Here is a 19,486-nt window from a genome sequence, read left to right on the forward strand (position 1 = left end):
GTGGACACCTCTCCGATCGGTCAGGCTCTGTCGCTGAACATTGTCATCCGGCTGGCCGGATCGGCAACTACGTTACGGATCAGCAGGCCGAGGTCCAGTTCCGGTGGGAGCGCGCGGTAGATGAGCTCGCCCATCGGCCTGCCGCCCACCGCGACGGTGAACCGCGTCATCCGCTGCGGCGAGCGCTCCCAGCCCACCTGCGCGGCGCTGCTGAGATCGATCGCCTGCGTACCCACCTGCACCATCAGCCGATCGGCGAGCCGGTAGAAGACCACCGTCACCCCGCCGAGATCGGCATACAGACCGTCCGCGCCGATGTGCCCCGGCGGCGCGGGCCGCAAGGCCCCGGACCGCGGATCGAACTCGGCGAGCACACCACTGCCGTACGGGCGCACGACCAGCACCACCCGCTCGACCGGCGCCTGATACTCGGGCCGATACGGCCTGCGCTGACCACCCTGCCCCGCACCCGGCGGCATCGCAGGCGGCGGATACATCGGTGCACCACCCGACGGATAACCGGCCCCCGGCTGCGCCCCGGATTGCCCGTTACCTTGCCCGTTCCCTGTCGGATACGGCTGACCATTCCCGGGCGACGGCTGACCATTCCCAGGTGGGTACGGCTGACCATTGCCAGGTGGGTACGGCTGACCATTACCGGGCGGATACGGCTGACCACTACCCGGAGGGAAAGGCTCACCACTACCGGGCGACGGCTGACCATTCCCAGGTGGGTACGGCTGACCATTGCCAGGTGGGTACGGCTGACCATTACCGGGCGGATACGGCTGACCATTACCGGGTGGGAACGGCTGACCGTTGCCAGGCGGGTACGGCTGACCGCTCCCGGGCGGGAACGGCCCACCGCCACCCGGCGGGTACGGCTGACCATTGCCGGGCGGATATGGCTCACCACTACCGGGCGGGTACGGCTGACCATTGCCCGGCGGGTACGGCTGACCGTTGCCTGGTGGATACGGCTGACCATTACCCGGCGGGTACGGCTGACCTGTCCCTGGCGGTTGGGGCGCCCAGGGCGGGAGAGGCGGCAGGTTGGGGCCACCGACCGGCGGGGTCGGCGGAACCGGCCACGAGGGGGGCGCCGGCTCGTGCGGAGTCGGTGGCACCGGCTGCTGCGGCGGCACCGGTGGGCGCGGCGGCTCGGGAACCTCCGGTGGGCACGGCGGATCCGGCCGGTCCGGCGGGCTCGGCGGCAACGGCGGACGCGGCTGTTCGGGCGGACGCGGCGGCTCAGGCGGACGCGGCGGCTCGGGCGTCGATTCCAGTGGGGGCACCGGCCATTCGACGGCGTCGAACCGCGGTACCTCGAGCTCCACCTCGTACTCGTGCGGCGGATGCGGAATGTGCGACCGGTAGGCGGACCCCGGCAACTGCCGACCCACACCCGGCCGATCCCCGTCCGGAGTACGCGGCGGCGTCTGACCACCCAGATCGAAACCCTTGTCCGGTTCCTGCGCACCTTCCCGATCGGCATCCGAATCACCGGACCTGTCCCGACCACCATCGGTATCCGGATCACCACCCACCGGCGGCCGAGGACGCGAACCATCACCAGGCTCCGACCGATCGGCACCCCGGCCGGCATCAGTTCCGGACTCCTCCGGACCACCGACCACCGGCCGACGAGCGCCCTCGCCCGCATGCCGATCAGCCGGAATACCCGGATCGACCACAGGCCTCAACACCGGCGAACGAGACGAACCAGCATCGACCGCAACACCATCCGGATCAACGGACGGCCGACGCCGTGAACCATCACCAGGCTCGAACGAATCCGCACCTCGATCAGCGTCGACTCCGGACTGCTCCGGACCACCGACCACCGGCCGACGAACACCGTCACCCGCCTGATGATCAGCCGAAAGACCCGGATCACCCGGATCGACCACGGGCCTCATGACCGGCGGCTGCGATGAATCACCCTGACTGACACCGTCACCCGGATCGACGGACGGCCGTCGACGCGAACCATCACCGGAATCCGGCGACTCGGCACTCCGATCCTCGTCCACCCCGGACTCGGCCGGATCACGCACCACGGGACCGCGAACACCCTCACCCGCAGGCGGATTCGCGATACCAGGATCACCGGGATCAGTCACCGGGTTCACCACCGGGCGCTGAGACTGACCATTCCCGGACGCGACAGCATTCGTATCAGCGGATGGGCGCGACTCGGAGGAGTCTCCCGGCAGGCCGGGGTCAGCGTGCTCCGCCGGAGGTCGGTTCTCCGAGCCCGTGGACGGTCCATTCTCCGCCGGCTGCCGGTTCTCAGGGCCCGCGGGCAGCCCGGGGCGCACCGGCGCACCGTTCACGGACGGGTCGGGCGACGGTGATCCATCGGGGTTCGGCCCCGGGGCTTCCTCGGCCGGTGCGTGCAACCCGGGCCGGTCCGGCCCGCCGAGCTCGGGGTCGGTGACGAACGGTTCGGTGAGCAGCTCCCGCAGGCGGGCGATATCGGCTGCCGTCCGGCGGATCTCGTCGCGGATCTGCTCGTGGATCTCGGCGAGCTTGTCCAGGGTGAGGCGCTCGTGCTTGTCGATGCGGCCGTCTCGGAACCAGTCGTAGACCTTCGCGACCTTCTCGTCGTCGGCGTCGGTGAGGTCGGCGCCGAGCAGCCGGGCGTGGTCGCGGCTGGGACCGGGGACGGCGTCGCCTGGCGCGGGTGGCAGCGGCGAGCGGTTGCCGAGATCGTCGGCGCCGACTTCCCGCAGGAAGTCCAGGGCGTCGCGGTCGTGCACGGGCGGATCGTCACCGACGGCACGCGGATCGGTCTCCGGGTTGTAGACCAGATCTTCGGCATACGGGTCGATCTTCGCCAGCGCTCGCACGTAGTCGGCGAGCGGACCGGTCAGATCGTCGAGATCGCCGCGCGCGGCCCGGTTCGACAGTGCCTCGGCCAGCGCGGCGGCGTCCAGCGGCAGGCCACCGCGTGGCAGCCCGAGATGCGGTGCGAGCGCGTCACGTGCCGCGTCGACCGCGGCGGGGTCGAACGCGCGCAGCAGCTTCGCGTAGTCGGTGAGGTCCCTGGCGCGCTGGCGGTGCAGCTCCACCCGCGTACCGGGATCGGCGAGTCGTTCCGCGACCAGGTCGGGGCCGAGATCGCCCGGCTCGACGCCGAACCGCAGCGCCAGCGCGCTGCGCGCATTGTGCAGGGCGTTGAAGTTGTCGACCGCGTCGACGCTGAGCGCGTAGTCGACGGCCGCTTCGAGCTGCCTGGCCCGCACCTGATTGGCCCGTTCCAGGTCGGCGAGCAGCTCGGTCAGGCGCTCGGCCGACAGGTTCGACGGATCGTCGATGCCCAGCCTGCCCGCCACCTCGGCGAGCTCGGCACGCACCTCGGTCAGCGAACGCGGTTCCCGCACCGGCTGATTCGCGTCCTCGGCGACGACCGGCAGGTTCGGCTCCGGCGCGGTGTGCCGGGGCGGGGTCTCGATCATCCGCCACGGGCCCGAGCCGTCCCGCACCATGGTCGCGTCGACGGTGCGTCCGTCCAGCTCACCCCGCAGGTGCCGGATCTCCGGAGCGTCGACCTCCAGGACGCGCACGCGCCCCTGGTCGTCGACGCCGACGATCCTGATCTCGATCTCGACCTCGCCGCGATTGAGCCGATCGATGAAGTCCGCGTCGGCGTCCGCCAGCGCCCTGGCCAGCGCGGCCTCGTGCCCGGCACCCGTGTCGACGATCGCGATCCGGTCGTTCTCGGTATCGACCACCAGGCGATCACCGGTATCCGCGGCATCGAAATCGGCCACCCGCCGAGTGAATTCACCCAGCACACCGACATTGTCATCGAGCTGTCCACGCAGCCTGGCGATCTCGCCGTCGAGATTGCGCACCAGCGCTTCCAGATCGGCGGCGGCCAGATGCGCCCACGTCGACCGCTCGTCCCGCAGCCCCGCGCGGCGCAGCGCGTCGTCGAAGATCTTGCGCGCGTCCTCGGCGTGGACGGTCCCCGAACCACCGTCGTCGCTCAGATCGGGCCAGATGTCGACCCATTCGCCGCCGTTGTTCACCCCGCGCCAGTTCAGCATGTCGAAGCTGAACTCGTCGCCCCTGGCCGCGACGACTTCCTTCAAGTAGGCGCCCAGCGGGTCCTTGCTGAAGAAGTTGGCGGGCCGGAACGGAATGTCCGCGTGCTCCTGGTTGAAGAACCGCGCGGCGGCCTCCAGCGCCTGGATCACACCGTCGCGGCGCAACAGCCGGTACTCGGCCTCGGCCAGCGCCTTGCGCAGGCCCTCCTCGCTGAAATCGGTGATCCGCACGCCGAGTTCGCGGGCGAGCGCGTCGAGCACGGTGGCGTCGGCGATGCGCTGATTCACCGCGTCGACCACGTCCTGCAACCACGGTGGCAGCGGCTCGGCGACCGCGGGTGACTGCTCGGATTCGCCCGTCAGCTGCTGCGGCTCAGCGATTTCGGTGAGCTCCGGTGCTTCTCGCGCGGCCAGCTCCGACGGTGTCAGGCTTTCCGGTTCGAGCAGGTGCTCGAGCCCGGCATCGCGCAGATCCTGCTCGATCCGACGACGCAGTTCCGGATCGGCATCGGAGATCCACGGCTTGTACTCGGTGCCGTCGAGATTGCGCAGCGGCAGGAATTCCCCGGCCTGGTTCGCGATTCGCGAGGACAGATGCTTGAGAATCGGCACCAGCTCGCGCTTGCGCCACATCTCGATGCTCTCCTTGAGAACGCGCACCGGATTGAACTTGAGCTGGAGCTGTTCGTATTCGCCGCCCGGTGCGTCCGGGGTCGCGTCCTTCATCGTGGTCAGCGGCAGCCCGGCACTGTGGCCGAGCATCGACAGCGCGGCGCTGTCCTGAGTCGACCCGGACGGGTACTTCGGGTTCTCGCCGTAGAAGCCACGGTGGGCGATCCGGTCCCAGAGCCTGCGCAGCCAGTTCTTCTTCGGCGTCTCGACGGCCTTCTCCGCGGGCGGCGTCGGCGACGTCGGCTGGGGCCGCGCGACGGGTTCCAGGTGCCAGGCGTCCGGCCCGTCCTCGACCCGGCGGACGAGCGTCTGGTCGCCGTCGACATCGACGGACAGCATCCGGTCGTCGAGTGCGGTGCGCGCCAGCCGATCCAGATGCGCGAGGTCGGCGGCGTCGCGGGTGACGCCGGCGCGCAACCGGGTGATGTCGTCGGCGGCGCGGACGAGTCCAGGATCGGCCGCCAGCCCGAGCCGGGCCGCCCAGCGACGCGCGACGGCCTCGCGCACCGCCCGCTGCCGCGGATCGGTCGCCGCCTCGGCATGGCGCACCGCCGAGGCGAACGCCTCGACCGCGCCCGCGCGCAGCAGCTGCCGGTAGCGAGCCCCGTCGAGGGAACCGGAATCGGTGAGGTCGACGCCGAACCGCGCGGCCAGCCGGTCCAGTGCCTGCTGGGCAGGCTCCATCCGCGGCCCGCCCGGCTGCTGGGTGCCGTCGGCGGGCGGCAGGATCGCGGTGGGGTGCAGCGGCTGGGCCTGCGGGTTCGGTTCCGGCTCAGCACCGAGCGAGGGCCGCGAGCCGTCCTCGAGCCCGGCCCGGCGCAGGTCGTCGGCGACCTCGGCGCGGACCTCGGGATCGCCCTCGACCCGCCACTGGTCGACACCGTCCTGGAGCTGATCCAGGTTCAGCGGCGCGTAGTCGTCCGGGTAGCGCATCGGCGCGCCCAGTGCGGCGTCGGGATCCAGTGCACTGTCCAGGAATCCGCGCGCCCTGGCCATATCGGCGATCTCGGCCAGCGCACCGAGGGGATCGCGCTGACCCGTGAGCGCGTCACCCAGACCCAGCGCCTCGGCGAGCCTGCGCACCTGCTCGGCCTGCTCCGGCGTCAGCGGCGGCGCGTCGGCGTGGGTCGACGGCGGCAGATCACCGAGATCACGCAGGAACTGCCGCACATCGTCGATCCGGACGTCGCGCTGCTCGGCACGGCTCGGCGGATCGGCGGGCGCGTCGGCGCCCGGCCGATCCAGCCCGGCGGCATCGGGCACGGCGAGTTCGGCGGGCACCTGCGGAATCCCCCGGTCGAACGGCGACGAAGTCTTCGACGGTTCTTCGGGTTCCGGGCTCAGCGCGGTCGGCGGATGCGCGGGCGGCTTCGACGGCGGACCACCGGGGGCGGGTCGCGGCGCGGGCGGGTCGCCCGGATCGTCGTCGCCCCGCGATTCGGGACCATCGTCGGTCCCGTTCGCCGCGCGGTCGGCGGGCGAGCTCGCGTCGCCGTGGAGTTCCCGCTCGGTGTTCCGCGCGGGCGGCGGGTTCGCTGAATCGTCGGCGGGGGTCGCCGGGTCACCCTCGGCGACCGGACCGGCGGGCAATCCGGCCCGCGCCGGCGAGCCGGGGACGGACGGGGTCGGGCCGGGCGGCGGTGTCCCCGGGGCACTGTCCGGGCGCTCGAGCACGTGCCGGTCCGCGCCACCCAGCTCGGGATCGGTGACGAACGGTTCGGTGAGCAGCTCCCGCAACCGGGCGATATCGGCCGCGCGCTGCCGGATCTCGTCGCGGATCTCCGCGTGCACCTGTGCGAGCTGTTCGAGGGTGAGGCGTTCGTGCTTGTCGATGCGGCCGTCGCGGAACCACTCGTAGACCTGCGCCACGCGCTCGTCGTCGGCACCGGTCAGATCGACGCCGAGCAGCCGGGCGTGATCGCGGCTCGGACCGGGAACCGCGTCCTCGGGCGCGGGCGGCAGTGGCGACCGGTCGGTGAGATCGTCGGCGCCGACTTCCCGCAGGAAGTCCAGGGCGTCGCGGTCGTGCACCGGCGGATCGTCGCCCATCGCGCGCGGATCGGTCTCGGGGTTGTAGACCAGGTCGTCGGCGTAGGGATCGATCTTGGCCAGCGCTCGTACGTAGTCGGCGAGCGGGCCGGTCAGATCGTCGAGATCGCCGCGCGCCGCACGGTTCGACAGTGCCTCGGCCAGTGCCGCCGCGTCCAGCGGCAGGCCACCGCGCGGCAGCCCGAGATGCGGTGCGAGCGCGTCACGTGCGGCGTCGACCGCGGCGGGGTCGAACGCGCGCAGCAGCTTCGCGTAGTCGGTGAGGTTCGCCGACCGCTGCCGGTGCAGCTCCACCCGGGTGCCGGGATCGGCGAGCCCACGGGCGATCACCTCCGGCGTGAGCGCCTCGGGCGGCACGCCGAAGCGCAGGGCCAGCGCGCTGCGCGCATTGTGCAGGGCGTTGAAGTTGTCGATCGCGTCGGCGCTGCGCGCGTAGTCGACCAGGCCCTCGACCTGCCTGGCCCGCACCTGATTGGCCCGCTCCAGCTCGGCGAGCAGGCTGTTCAGCCGGTCCCCCGGCAGGATCGACGGGTCGTCGATCCCGAGCCGCCCGGCGACCTCGGCGATGTCGGCGCGCACCTCGGCCAGCGAACGTGGTTCGCGGACCGGCTGATTCGACTCCTCCGGCACGACGGGCAGGTTCGCCTCGGCCTCGGCAGCGCGCGGCGCCGCGTCGACCATCCGCCACGGACCGGACCCGTCGCGCACCATGGTCGCGTCGACGGTGTGCCCGTCCACCTCGGTGCGCAGGTGCCGCACCTCCGGAGCGTCGATCTCGAGCAGGTGCACGCGGCCCTGCTCGTCGATCCCGACCGCCCGGATCTCGATCTCGACCTCGCCGCGATTGAGCCGATCGATGAAGTCCCCGTCGGCCTCGGCCAAGGCCCGCGCCAAGGCGGCCTCGTGCCCGGCGCCGGTATCGACGATGGCGATCTTGCCGTTCTCGGTATCGACGACCAGTCGGTCGCCGGTATCCGCGGCAGTGAAATCGGCTACCCGCCGGGTGAATTCACCGAGCCGTCCGATGTTGTCGTCGAGTTGCCCGCGCAGCTGGGCGATCTCGCCGTCGAGGTTGCGCACCAGCGCTTCCAGGTCGGCACCGGCCAGGTGCGCCCACGTCGAGCGCTCGTCCCGCAGCCCGGCGCGGCGCAGCGCGTCGTCGAAGATCTTGCGGGCGTCCTCGGCGTGGACGGTCGGCCCGTCGCCGTCGTCGCTGAGGTCGCCCCACGGGTTGACCCACTCGCCGCCGTTGTTCACGCCGCGCCAGTTCAGCATATTGAAGTCGAACTGCTCGCCCCTGGCCGCGACGACTTCCTTCAGGTAGGCGCCCAGCGGGTCCTTGCTGTGGAAGTTGGCGGGCCGGAACGGGATATCCGCGTTCTCCTGATTGAAGAACCGCGCGGCCGCTTCCAGCGCCTGGATCACACCGTCGCGGCGCAACAGCCGGTACTCGGCCTCGGCCAGCGCCTTGCGCAGCCCTTCCTCGCTGAAATCGGTGATCCGCGCACCGAGTTCGTGCGCGAGTGCCTCGAGGACGGTCGCGTCGGAGATCCGGTCGTTGACGGCGTCGACCACCTCGCGCAACCACGGCGGCAGCGGTTCGGCGACCGCGGGCACTTCCTCGCCGTCACGCGAGATCTGGACCGGCTCATCGGATTCCAGCAGCGCCTTCGTCTCCCGCGCGGCCAGTTCGGCGGGCGTCAGGCTTTCCGGTTCCAGCAGATGCTCGAGCCCGGCATCGCGCAGATCCTGTTCGATCTGGCGACGCAGCTCCGGATCGGCGTCGGAGATCCACGGCTTGTACTCGGTGCCGTCGAGGTTGCGCAGCGGCAGGAACTCACCCGCCTGGTCGGCGATCCGCGAGGACAGGTGCTTGAGAATCGGCACCAGCTCGCGGTTCTGCCACATGTACACGCCCTCTTTGAGGATGCGGACGGGGTTGAACTTGATCTGGAGCTGGTCGTATTCGCCGCCGGGCGCGTTTGGGGTCGCGTCCTTCACCGTGGTCAGCGGCAGCCCGGCCTGGTGGCCGAGCAGCGACTGTCCCGCGCTGTCCTGGCTGGAACCGGAGGGGTACTTCGGGTTGTCGCCGTAGTAGCCACGATTGGCGATCCGGTCCCAGAGCCTGCGCAGCCAGTTCTTCTTCGGCGGCACCTCGACCGCCTGCTCGGTGGTCCGCGTGCGCGGCGCCGGCTCGGGATGCGCGATGGGTTCCAGATGCCAGCTGTCGGGCCCGTCGACCACGAGCCGCACCAGGATCTTCTCGCCGTCGATGTCGAGCGAGAGCACCCGGTCGCCGAGTTCGGCTTGCAGCAGATGATCCAGGTGGGCGAGGTCGCCGGCGTCGCGCGTCACCCCGGCGCGCAGCCGGTTGATGTCGTCGGCGGCGCGGGTGAGCCCCGGGTCGGCGGGCAGCCCGAGCCGGGCGGCCCAACGTCGCGCGACGGCTTCCCGCTGTGCCCGCTGCTGTGGATCGGTCGCCGCCTCGGCGTGGCGCACCGCCGAGGCGAACGCCTCGACCGCACCGGCGCGCAGCAACTGCCGATAGCGCGCGGCGTCGAGCGAACCGGAATCGGTGGGATCGACCCCGAACCGGGCCGCCAGCCGGTCCAGCGCCTGCTGGGCGGGCTCGAGGCGTGGGCCACCCGGTCGTTGCGCGCCGTCGTCCGGCGGCAGGATCGCGGACGGGCGCAACGGCTGCGCGGCCGCGTCCGGCTCCGGTTCGGTGCCCAGCGACGGCCGGGAGTCGTCCGCCAGCCCGGCCCGGCGCAGGTCGTCGGCGATCGCGGCACGGTCGGCGGGATCACCCTCGACCCGCCACTGGTCGAGACCGTCCTGCAGTTCGTCGGCGTCGAGCGGTTCGTAGTCGTCGGGGTAGCGCATCGGACGCCCGAGCTCGGCATCGGGATCCAAAGCGCTGTCCAGGAATCCGCGCGCCCTGGCCATATCGGCGATCTCGGCCAGCGCGCCGAGCGGATCACGCTGACCCGTGAGCGCGTCGCCCAGACCCAGCGCCTCGGCGAGCCTGCGCACCTGCTCGGCCTGCTCCGGGGTCAACGGCGGCGCGTCGGCGTGCGCCGACGGCGGCAGGTCGCTCAGCTCCTGGAGGAACTGATGCACGTCGTCGAGGAAATCGCTGCGCTGCTTGGCACGGTCCGGCCGGTCACCGGGCGCGGGCGAGTCGGCGTCGGGCAGGACGGCCGCGGACTCCCCCGGCACCGCCAGTTCGGCCGGTGGCTTCGGGACGCCGAAGTCGAACCGCGACGAACTCCTCGACGGCTCCGGGGTTTCCGTGGTCGTCGGCGGACGCGACGGCTGGCCGGGTTCGGAACTCGGCGCCTCGGATGAACGCGGCTGCTGTCCGGGGTCCGAACTCGGCGGCGTCGACGGACGCGACGGCTCTGCGAGTTCCGAGTTCCGCGTCGACGGACGCGACGGCTCCTCGGGTTCCGGGCTCGGGGCCGTCGGCGGACGCGACGGCGGCTTGGACGGCGGACCGGCGGGCGCGGCCGACGGTGCGGGCGGGTCGCCGTCGCCGTCGTCGTTTCGTGAGCGGGTGTCGTCGTCGGAAGTCCCACGACGCGTCCCGTCGTCGCCGGGCGAGTTGTCGGCCTCGGCCGCCCCGTCGCCGACCGGCTCGGGCGCACCCTGCCGCTCCACCGCGGCGGCGAACCTGGCCGCCATTTCCGCACGGGCGGCGTCGAATTCCTGCTGCGCCCGCAGATAGGACTCCAGCGCCTGCTGGTCGGCGAGGGCTTCGGCGTCGAGGTCCTCCTGGCGGACCTGCGCCGCCTCCGCCAGCTCGGCGCGCAAGGCGTCGAACTTCTGCTGGGCCGCGAGATAGGACTCGAGCGCGGCCAGATCGGCGGCGCGCACCGCGAAGTCGGGTTCGGTGTCCTCGCCCCGCCGCGCGGCGGCCTGGGCGTCCTGGGCCGCCAATTCCTCGAACCGGGACGCGATCTCGGCCTGCGCGGCGTCGAACTCCCGCTGGGCGCGCAGATACGACTGGAGCGCGGCCAGGTCCTCGTCGACAGCGTCGAGCTCGCGCAGCGACTCGTCCAGCGCGGCGTCGGCCTGGTCGGCGCGGCGCTGATCGGCTTGGTCGGCGAGCCGGTTCTGGCGCTCGACTGCTTCGTCGATCCGCGCCAGCGGGTCGACGGGCTCACCGGGCCCGACCAGATCGTCCAGCGAGGCGATCGGTTCGGCCAGTTCGTCGGCGACCTCGTCCAGCTTGCGCATGGTCTGGTCGAGCTTCGCGTCGGCCCGGTCGTCGAGGTCGGCGCCGCGTTCCGGCGGCAGCCCGGCGTCCGGGCCGGTGCCCGAATCCGGTTGCTTCCCAGGCGGTTGCGAACCATCCACCGGCGGGGCCCCTGCGGGCAACTCACGCGGCCCACCCGGCAGCGCGTCGGGATCGGCGCCCCCGTGCGGCCTGGCCGAGGGGGAATCGGCGGCCGGCAGATCGGCGACCGGCCGGTAGAACTCGTCGGTCAGTGCCTTCAGCCGCTCGAGCTGCTCGGTCCTGAGGCGGATCTCCTCGCGGATCGCGGCGATCTCGGCCGCCAGCTTCTCCGGGCTGAGACCCTCGTGCTTTTCGATCTTGCCGTCGCGGTAGGCCTCGTAGATCTCGACGAACTTCGCGTCGTCGGCGGTGGACACGTCGACGCCGACCAATCGGGCCCAGTCCCGATTCGGCTGCGGCCGTGGATCATCCGGGCCGACGGGCTGGTCGGCGCCATAGGAGCGGGCGACATTGTCGGCGATCTGTGCGGCGAGATCGACCGGGCCTGCGCCCGGCTCGGCCGCGTCGGCCGCTGCGCGCAGCCCGTGGATCGCGTCGAGATCGTAGATGTGCGGATCACCGGTGGTGCGCGGATCGCGCGCCATGGTGCCCGCCGGATGGTCGGTGTACGGATCGATGCGCAGCAGCGCGTCGGCGTACGCGGCGAGCGCGTCCCGCGCGAAATCGCCTGCGCCCAGCCGATTCAGCCGCGTGACGAGCTTGCGGAGTTTGGTCGGATCGATTCCGCTGTCGGCGGGTCCGTACGACGGCTTGCCGAAGCGGTCGATCGTCGCGACAACCGGCCGCAGCCGGTCCGGGTTGTCCGGGCTCAGCGCCCGGATCAGGGCTTCCTGCGCGGCTTTCACCGTGGCCGCGTCGACATTGCGCAGCTGCTGGGAGTAGCCGGCGGTCTTGCTCGGGTCACGCTGCTGCCCGTCGAGCAGGTCCTCGAACTGCTGCTGGCGGATACCGCGCCGCTGCTTCGGATTGGTCAGCGCCTCGGCGATCCGGCGCGGCGTGAGCTCGCCCTCCGGAATCCCGAGCCGCGTGGCCAGCTGTCCGCGCGCGTCCCCGATCAGATGGAACGTCTCGATGTCGGCCATCGTGCGGGCGTAGTCGGCCAGTGCCTCGGTCTGCCCGGCGCGCACCGCGTTGTCCAGGTGCAGTGCGCGGATGGTGGCGTCGATATTGTCCGGGTGCAGCGCGGCCGGGCCGAGGTTCAGCTGCCGGGCCAGGTCGACGATCTCGCGCACCATGTCGGCGCGGTCGCGCGGGGCGGGCGGCGGTTCGGGCGCCGGCTGCACCGGCCGCCACTGCCCGTCCTCGTCGCGCAGCATCGTCACCTGCAGTTCGGCGCCGTCCACGGTGCGGCGGATGTGCTGCACCTCCGGGGTGGCCACCGGGTCGAGGAACTGCCTGCCCGTGCCGTCGGCGTGCACCGCCCGGAAGTCCGGCTTCAGCCGCCCGTTGTCGATGTCGACGGCCAGCTCCGGGTTGTCCCGCAGCGCGCGGGCCAGCGCCTCCTCGCGGTCGAGCGCGCCGTCGACCACGAGCAGCCGGTCGGGTCCGCCGTCGGCGTCGGGCACCCGGGCGACCTGGTCGCCGTAGGACCTGCCGACCGGTTCCGCGCCGTCACCCTGCAGGACCGGCTGCGCGGCCGCGATGAAATCGGCGAGGTTCTGGGCCCGCTGCCGCGCGGAGTCGCGCAGCTCGTTCAGCGTCGGTTCCATCCGGTCGCCGGACAGATCGCTCAGATCGCGGCCGAACATCGCTGCCCAGCTGGACAATTCGTCGCGCAGCTGGTCGCGGCGCAGCGCGTGCTCGAAGAACTCGCGGGCCCGCGCCTCGTCGCGCCCCGGTTCCCGGTCGTCGGAGAAGCTGGCCCATTCGGGCAGCCGGTCGGCGCCGTTGCCGACCCGGTCGTAGTCCCGCAGCGCGGTGACGCCCTCGAAGGCGACGATCAGGTCGCGCAGGAACCGGCCGAGCGGATCCTTGTCGAGGAAGCTGACCTCCCGCGAGAACGGCACCGGACGCGGCGCGCTGGTGTCGCCCCAGTGACTCCGCGGTTCCGCCCCGGTGGGCTCGTCGTCGAAGTCGTCGAAGTCGTCGGTGTCCTCGCGCGGCTCGCCCGACTCCACTTCGCGCAGCCGATCCGGGCCGGCGACCGACCGGTCGTCGGGCGCGGGCGCGGGATGGTCGGCCCGCCGGTAGGGCCTGCTCTGCTCCTCGTCGGCCCGCCGGGCCGCGTCGGCCAGCCCCTCGATCGCGCCGATCTCCCGCAGCAGCCGGTGGCTCTGGCGGTCGATCGCCCGGCGCAGGTCTTCCGGTCCGTCGCCGTCGAGCTCGATACCGAGCCGCTCGGCCATCTCGGCCAGCGTCTCGCCCTCGGGCGGCGGCCCCTGCTGCTCCGGCGCCGGGTCGGGCGCGCTCGGCGGCGTCTCCTCCATGACCCGCGCTTCGTCGGCATCGATGAGGCCGTTGAATTCCAGATCGTCGATCAGGTCCTGGCGCAGTTGCGGATCCCGGGCGGCGTCGAACAGCTCCTTCAGGACATCGCGGACCTCGTCGGGCTCCATCCGGTTCGCCCGCAGCTCGCTGACGACGGTCTCGCGCACGGCGTTCGGATCGGCGTCGCTGATCCACGGCCGGTACTCGGTGCCGTCGGGGAAGTACACCGGGCGATAGTCACCGGCCACGTCCGCCTGGCGCCCCAGCATCCCGCCGATGACCGGCAGATGCTCCCGGTTGTGCCAGATCGTCAGGCCTTCCTTGCCGATCCTGGCCACATTCAGCGCGGGATCACCCGCACCAGCGGGCGGCGCGCTGGCCACCGGACCGTCGACCGGGGGCGGCGCGGGGGCCGCAGGGGTCGGCGCTGGCGGATCGGTCACCAGGTGCACGCCGCCGGCCACACCATCGCGAATCGCGGTCTGGCCCCGGCCGTCGAGCCCCGACCCCGACGGGTACTTGAGATTCAACCCTTCGTACCCGGCATTGAGCTGATTGACCAAGCGCCGCAGGGTACTCCGGGTATCGACCTCCGGAATGTCGTCGCGCCGTGCCGGGGCGTGCTGCGTCCCCTCGTCACCGTCGGTGCGCGCGACCACCCACTGCCCGTCGTCCAGCCGCACATGCAGCGCGACGACGTCCCCGTTGTCCCCGAGCTCGACCCGCACCTCCCGCTGCGGCGGTTCGGGATCGGCGAAATCGGGTGTGCGGTTGCGCGTTTCGCCGTCCTCGTCGCCCATGTAGTCGATCGAGTCGTCGGCGGCGAGGCGAGTGAGCGTGTCCGGGTCGACAGGCAGCGGCACGTCGGCAAGCACATCGACGCCGTCCCGGACCAGCCGCAGGTCGGTGACGCTCACCTCGCCCTTCGCCGTGGCGTGCACCAGCTTGTATTCGACCTTCAGTGTCCCGTTCTCGCGGGCCGCGAGCAGTTCCGCCACCGCTTGGCGGAACGCCCGGCCCTCAGGGGTGTCGGGGTCGATCCCCCGCGCGCGCATCTGCTCGGGCGTCTCGTTGAGAATGCGCCGCAGATTCTGATCCATGTCGAGCGTCCGTCGCAGGTACTCCGGCGAACCCTGCTCCGCCCGAGCGATTTTCGACCCACCGAGCGTGGCACCGACACCCTTGGCCTCCACCACGAGCAGGGTCGGCGGGTCGCCGGGACGGGTCGGCGGCACGATCGAGGCCATGTCGACGACACCCGCCCCGTCGAAGGCGCCGATGAACGGAGTGAGCAGGATCGCGCCGGGCCGGCTCAGCGCGTAGTCGAGTCCGGCGGTCTCCCCGAGCAGCTTGGACAGGGCGACCATCTTCACGCCCATCGTGAAGTACTTGTTCGCCGTCGATTGCAGGGCCAGCAGCTTCGCCGCCTTGGCGTCCTTCTCGGCCTGGGACAGCGTCGCATCGTTGTCGACCGCGTCGGACAGCTCGGCGATCTTGCTCGCCACCTTGTCCGGCGCCAGATCGTTGCGAGCTGTGACGCCGAACTCGGCCATCAGGCGGTCGAGCTTCACCCGTTGTTTGTCCCGCTGCGTCTGCAGCTCGAGCCGCTTGTCCGACGCTTCCTTCAGCTCGTCGGCGCGGTCGGGATCCTGCATGGTGTGCGGATCGGTGTCGCCCTTCTGCACCTTGTACTCGTAGTCGACGCCGGCCAGCGGGTCGTCGTCGCCTCGGTAGAAGCCACCGGTGTCGTTCTGCAGCCGGAAGCGCTTGTCCCGGAAGGTATCCGCCGGATCGTCGACGTGGTGCCAGGTGCCGTCCGGTTCGCGGTAGCTGTCCGTCCGGTCCCCCGGCCGATGCAGCAGCCCGTCGTCCCCACGGACCATCCCGGGCGGCACCGGATCACCGGCGGCGGGAGTCGGGCCGGCATCGTCGTCGTCGCCCATGAAGTCCGTATCCGGGGGGTACTCCGGCGACACGAGCCGTGGCTCGATGATGTTGCCCTCGCCGGCGGCCCGTTCGATGTCGACGTGCCGGATCGGGTCGACGCGCGGAGCACCCTCGTCGATGATGTGGCCCGCGGTGCTCTCGGTGCCCTGCACCACCCGGGTGCAGTTGGCGCAGCAGGGCGCCTCGGCGTCCCGGCTCGGAACGTAGGGCGAGTTGAGGATGGAGGCCAGGCCGTCGAAGTCGGTCGGCAGCTGGTCGCTCGGATCGCGTTGCTGGTTGAGCAGTTCCCGATCGTGCAGCGCGGCATTGGTGCCGCGGATCTCGGCATGACCGAGCGGATTGTCCGTGTGCGGGAAGAACCTCGGGTCGCCGCCGTTGTGGTAGACGTCCGTGGGGTCTTGGTACTGAGAGACGTTGTCGTGCAATGTCGGATGCAGCTCGGACGGGTGGATGCGCTGGTCGGAGGTGCCGTTGGCGGCCTCGTACACGCGCCCGGTGAGGCGGTCGATGGTGATCGACGAGACGTGGCCGCGGCGGGCGGCGGGTAGCCGGTTGGCCTCGGCCTTCTCCAAGCGCTTGGCGGGCGAATTGCCTGCCTCGGCTTCGGCCTTGTCGGCGGCGATGAAGTTGTCCAGGGCGGCCTTGGCCGCCTTGGCATTGTCCTTGGCCGCCGCCAAGTCCTCCTGCGCGCTGCGGACCAGCTGCTCGCCGTCCTCGGCACCGCGGTCTCGCGCGTTCTGGGCTTCCTTGAGCGCGATGGCCGCATCGCGTACCTCACGGCCCGCCGCGGCCTTCTCGGCTTCCAGCGCCTTCTGCTGGGCTTTGTGCTGCTCGTACTCGGCGACCAGGGCCGCGTCCTGGGTAGACGCGTCGACGAACGCTCGGCCCCGCTCCTCGCTGAGCCGGTGCGAGAACTCGTCGATCGGTTCCCCGCCCACATGGGTGATCCGGGGCGGATCGCCCGCGGTCTGCACCATCGGGTCGTTCATGTCCAGCACGCCGAGCAGATGCGCGTCCACGCCGGGTGTGCGGCTGAACGGCGCGTTGACGGTCCCGACCTCGGGGGTCAGAAACGACATGGCGGAGGGGCGGGTCGACGGGTCGTCGTCGCTCATGAAGTCGACCAGGTCGCGATCCAGCGGTGGCCCGTCACCGTCGAGGGTGTCGAGGTCGCTCGGATCGCTCGGGTCGGAATCCGGGCGCAGCGAGGAGATGTCGTCGGGCACGGTGGCCGATTCCGGGCTGAACGTGCGCCACTTGCCGCCGCGATCGATCACCGGAACGGAGTCGGGCTCGTTCTTCACACCGACCCGGTCGGTGGGCGCGGTGACGTCGACGCCGAGCTGATCGGCGATGTACTGGGCCCAGCCGTTGGCATTGCCCGCGTGGCAGGACAGCAGTCGAATGGGAGTGCCCGGCACGTAATTCGGATTCGAGCGGATCGCGTCGACGATGTCCTGCGGGTGGACCGCGTCGCCGTTGCTCGGGGTGACCGAGCCGTCGCGGCGCCCGTGCACCACCACGTCGTGGGCGCCGTCGTTGCGGACGTTGTTGCTCACGCGGTGGGTGCGCGCGTCCTCGCCGATCGCGGTCCCGTCGGGGTGGTGGACGACGCCCTGGCCATTGGGCAGCCGGGCGTCGTAGACCGGTCCGCTGTCGTTGTCGTCGGGCTGCGGCTGCCTGCGGTCGTCGGCTCCGTCGGCGCGGTCGCGCGCGGTGTCGTCGGTGCCCGCGCGGCCGGGGCGGCTCGCGTCCGGTCGGGCCGGGCTCGCTGCCGAATCGCCGACGATCGGCACGACCGGCGGAACATCGGCGAGCGGATCCGCCCGCACCTCGGATTCCCCGGCGCGGACCGGCTCGGCGGTCGTCTCCGCTTCCGATCGGACCGGCGGCGCCTCACCGGGCGCGGCGTGCAGACCCTGGAGCGGGGTGTCGGCGAGACCGGCACCGCCGCGCGGTTCGGCCGCGCCCGCGCGGCTTTCGGTGTCGGCACGGGTGTCGCCCGCACCGTCGGCGTCGGCTCGCGGCTCGCTGGTCCCGCCGTCCCCGAGGACTTCCGGTGTGGCGGAACGACTTTCCGGAGTCGACTGGGTCCCGTCGGGCAGTCCGGTGCGGACATCCGGCGCACCGGGCCGGGCCGCGGGCTGACCACCCTGCCCCTGGGTCGCCTGCTGACCGGGCGTTGCCTGCTGACCCGGCGTGGATTGCGCTGGGGTGGAGGGCGTTTGCGCGGGCGTGGCCGCCGGCTGACCGGTTGCGGGAGTCGCCGCTTGACCTGTGACGGGCGCCTGACCGGTCGCCCCCGGGGTCGGTCCGCCGGTGGCCGCCGGGCCCGCCCCGGCCATCCCCGCCGCAGGAGCCGCGCCGACCTGAGAGGTGGTGTCCCGGTTGACCGTGTGGGTGTCGTTGGCCTGCGTGACCGGCTGACCGCCGGACTGCGCGTCGGTGCGGGTCCCGTCGTTGACGCCCGCCCCGTCGGCGTCCGCGTCGGCCTCCCCGGCGCGCGAGGTGTCGCGTCCCGAATCCGACTGTGCCTCTGGGCCTTCGGCGCGGGCGCCACTGTCCTGGCTGCCACCATCCTGACGCCCGCCGTCGCCGGCCTGCGCGTCCCCGGTCTGCACCTCCGGCTTGGACTCCTGCCGCCCGCTTCCAGCACCGCCGCCGTCCGAGGCGGTCTGCCCGTCGTCACCGGCGTGCTGATTCGCCTGTCCCGCACCGGTATTCGTCGGACCGTCGCCCTCGGCCTCCGGTGTGGTCCCGCCCGCCGGGCGCATGGACTGGCTGTCGTCGCCCGCGCCCGCCCTGGTCTCGCCCGAGCCTTCGCCGTCCATGGTGTCGTCGCCCGCACCGGCGCGCACGCCGTCGTCGCCGCCCGCACCGGTCGCACCGTCGTCGGCACCGGCCCGGTTCTCGCCGTCGGCGCCGGGACGGTTGGTCGAGCCGTCACCGCCCGCGGTGTTGCTGTCCTGCCCGAACGTCCCGAGGTCGTAGCCGGGTCCCATGGCCTCGCGGATCCGGGAACTGAAGCTCGGGCGCTCGAACAGGCCGGGGTTCATCTTGGACCACGCGGCGTTGGCGCCCGCCTTGTTCAGGCCGGAGATACCGCCGTTGGTCGCGCCCGCGCTCCACATGAGCGGGTCGGCGGCCGCGGTCTTGAGGTTGTCCCAGGCCTTGTCCCAGCCCTGGGTGAAGCCGTCGTAGGCGAACTGGCCGAGCATGCCGCCGCCCGCGCCGACCAGACCGGCGCCGGTGCCGGTGATCGCGCCCTTGAGCCACGGCGCCATGCCGTCGCCGAGCCGCTTGCCGAGGAAATTGCCGAACGGACCGGCCGCCAGACCGCCCGCGGCGGAGCTGACCGCCGCGGCCTTCACCTGGTTCCAGTCGATCTCCTTGCGGTGGCCCTGATCCACCTGCCACTGCTGCACACCGAGTTCCTGCAGGGTGCCGAGCGCGGTATCGATCGCCACGTGCTGGCCGATGAACTTCAGGACGCGGGTGATGACCGCCTTCGCGCCGTGGCGCAGAATCGCCGCGAGCACGCGGCCGAAGATCGTCCGTGCAACCACGCGGGTCGCCGCGATCGCGGCCGCCTCCACCGCGGGCGCCGTCGGCGGAAAGATCCACGCCGCAGCGATTTCCAGCGCCAGCAAGCCCAGCGAGGACAGGAACATGATCTTCGTGTATTCGATCTCGGTGCCGGTCTGATAGACCGAATCACCGAGGATGTCGAACAATTCGGCGAGCTTGGTCACCGACTGATCGCCGCGGGCCATCCCCTCGAAGGCCTTGAGCATGTCGTCGACACCCTCGCCTTGCGGATACGCCTTGAACGCAGCGTCTTTGGCGGCATCGATGTCGTCGACGAGACCACGCAGACTGTCAGCGGCCGTGCGCCAGTCCTCGGCCATGGCCCACATCTCGTCTTCATTGCCTTCTGGCCATTCCATGCCAGCGAGAATCGAGAGCCAGTGCAGCCCGGACGGCAGATCGATCATGGAGGGCTACGTCACCAGCTCGAGTCCGTGAACGTCGCCAT

General features: G+C 71.7%; 1 protein-coding gene. It reads right to left on the reverse strand.

From position 1 onward, the window contains the following. Positions 1-20: 20 nt before the first annotated feature. The gene (locus tag ACFYWJ_RS01235) at positions 21-19,397 is read right to left on the reverse strand and encodes a hypothetical protein (RefSeq protein WP_355271325.1); all 19,377 of its coding nucleotides are present in this window, start codon (positions 19,395-19,397) and stop codon (positions 21-23) included. Positions 19,398-19,486 lie beyond the last annotated feature (89 nt).

It is taken from the genome of Nocardia sp. NPDC003269, from assembly GCF_042888005.1.
Lineage (GTDB): Bacteria > Actinomycetota > Actinomycetes > Mycobacteriales > Mycobacteriaceae > Nocardia.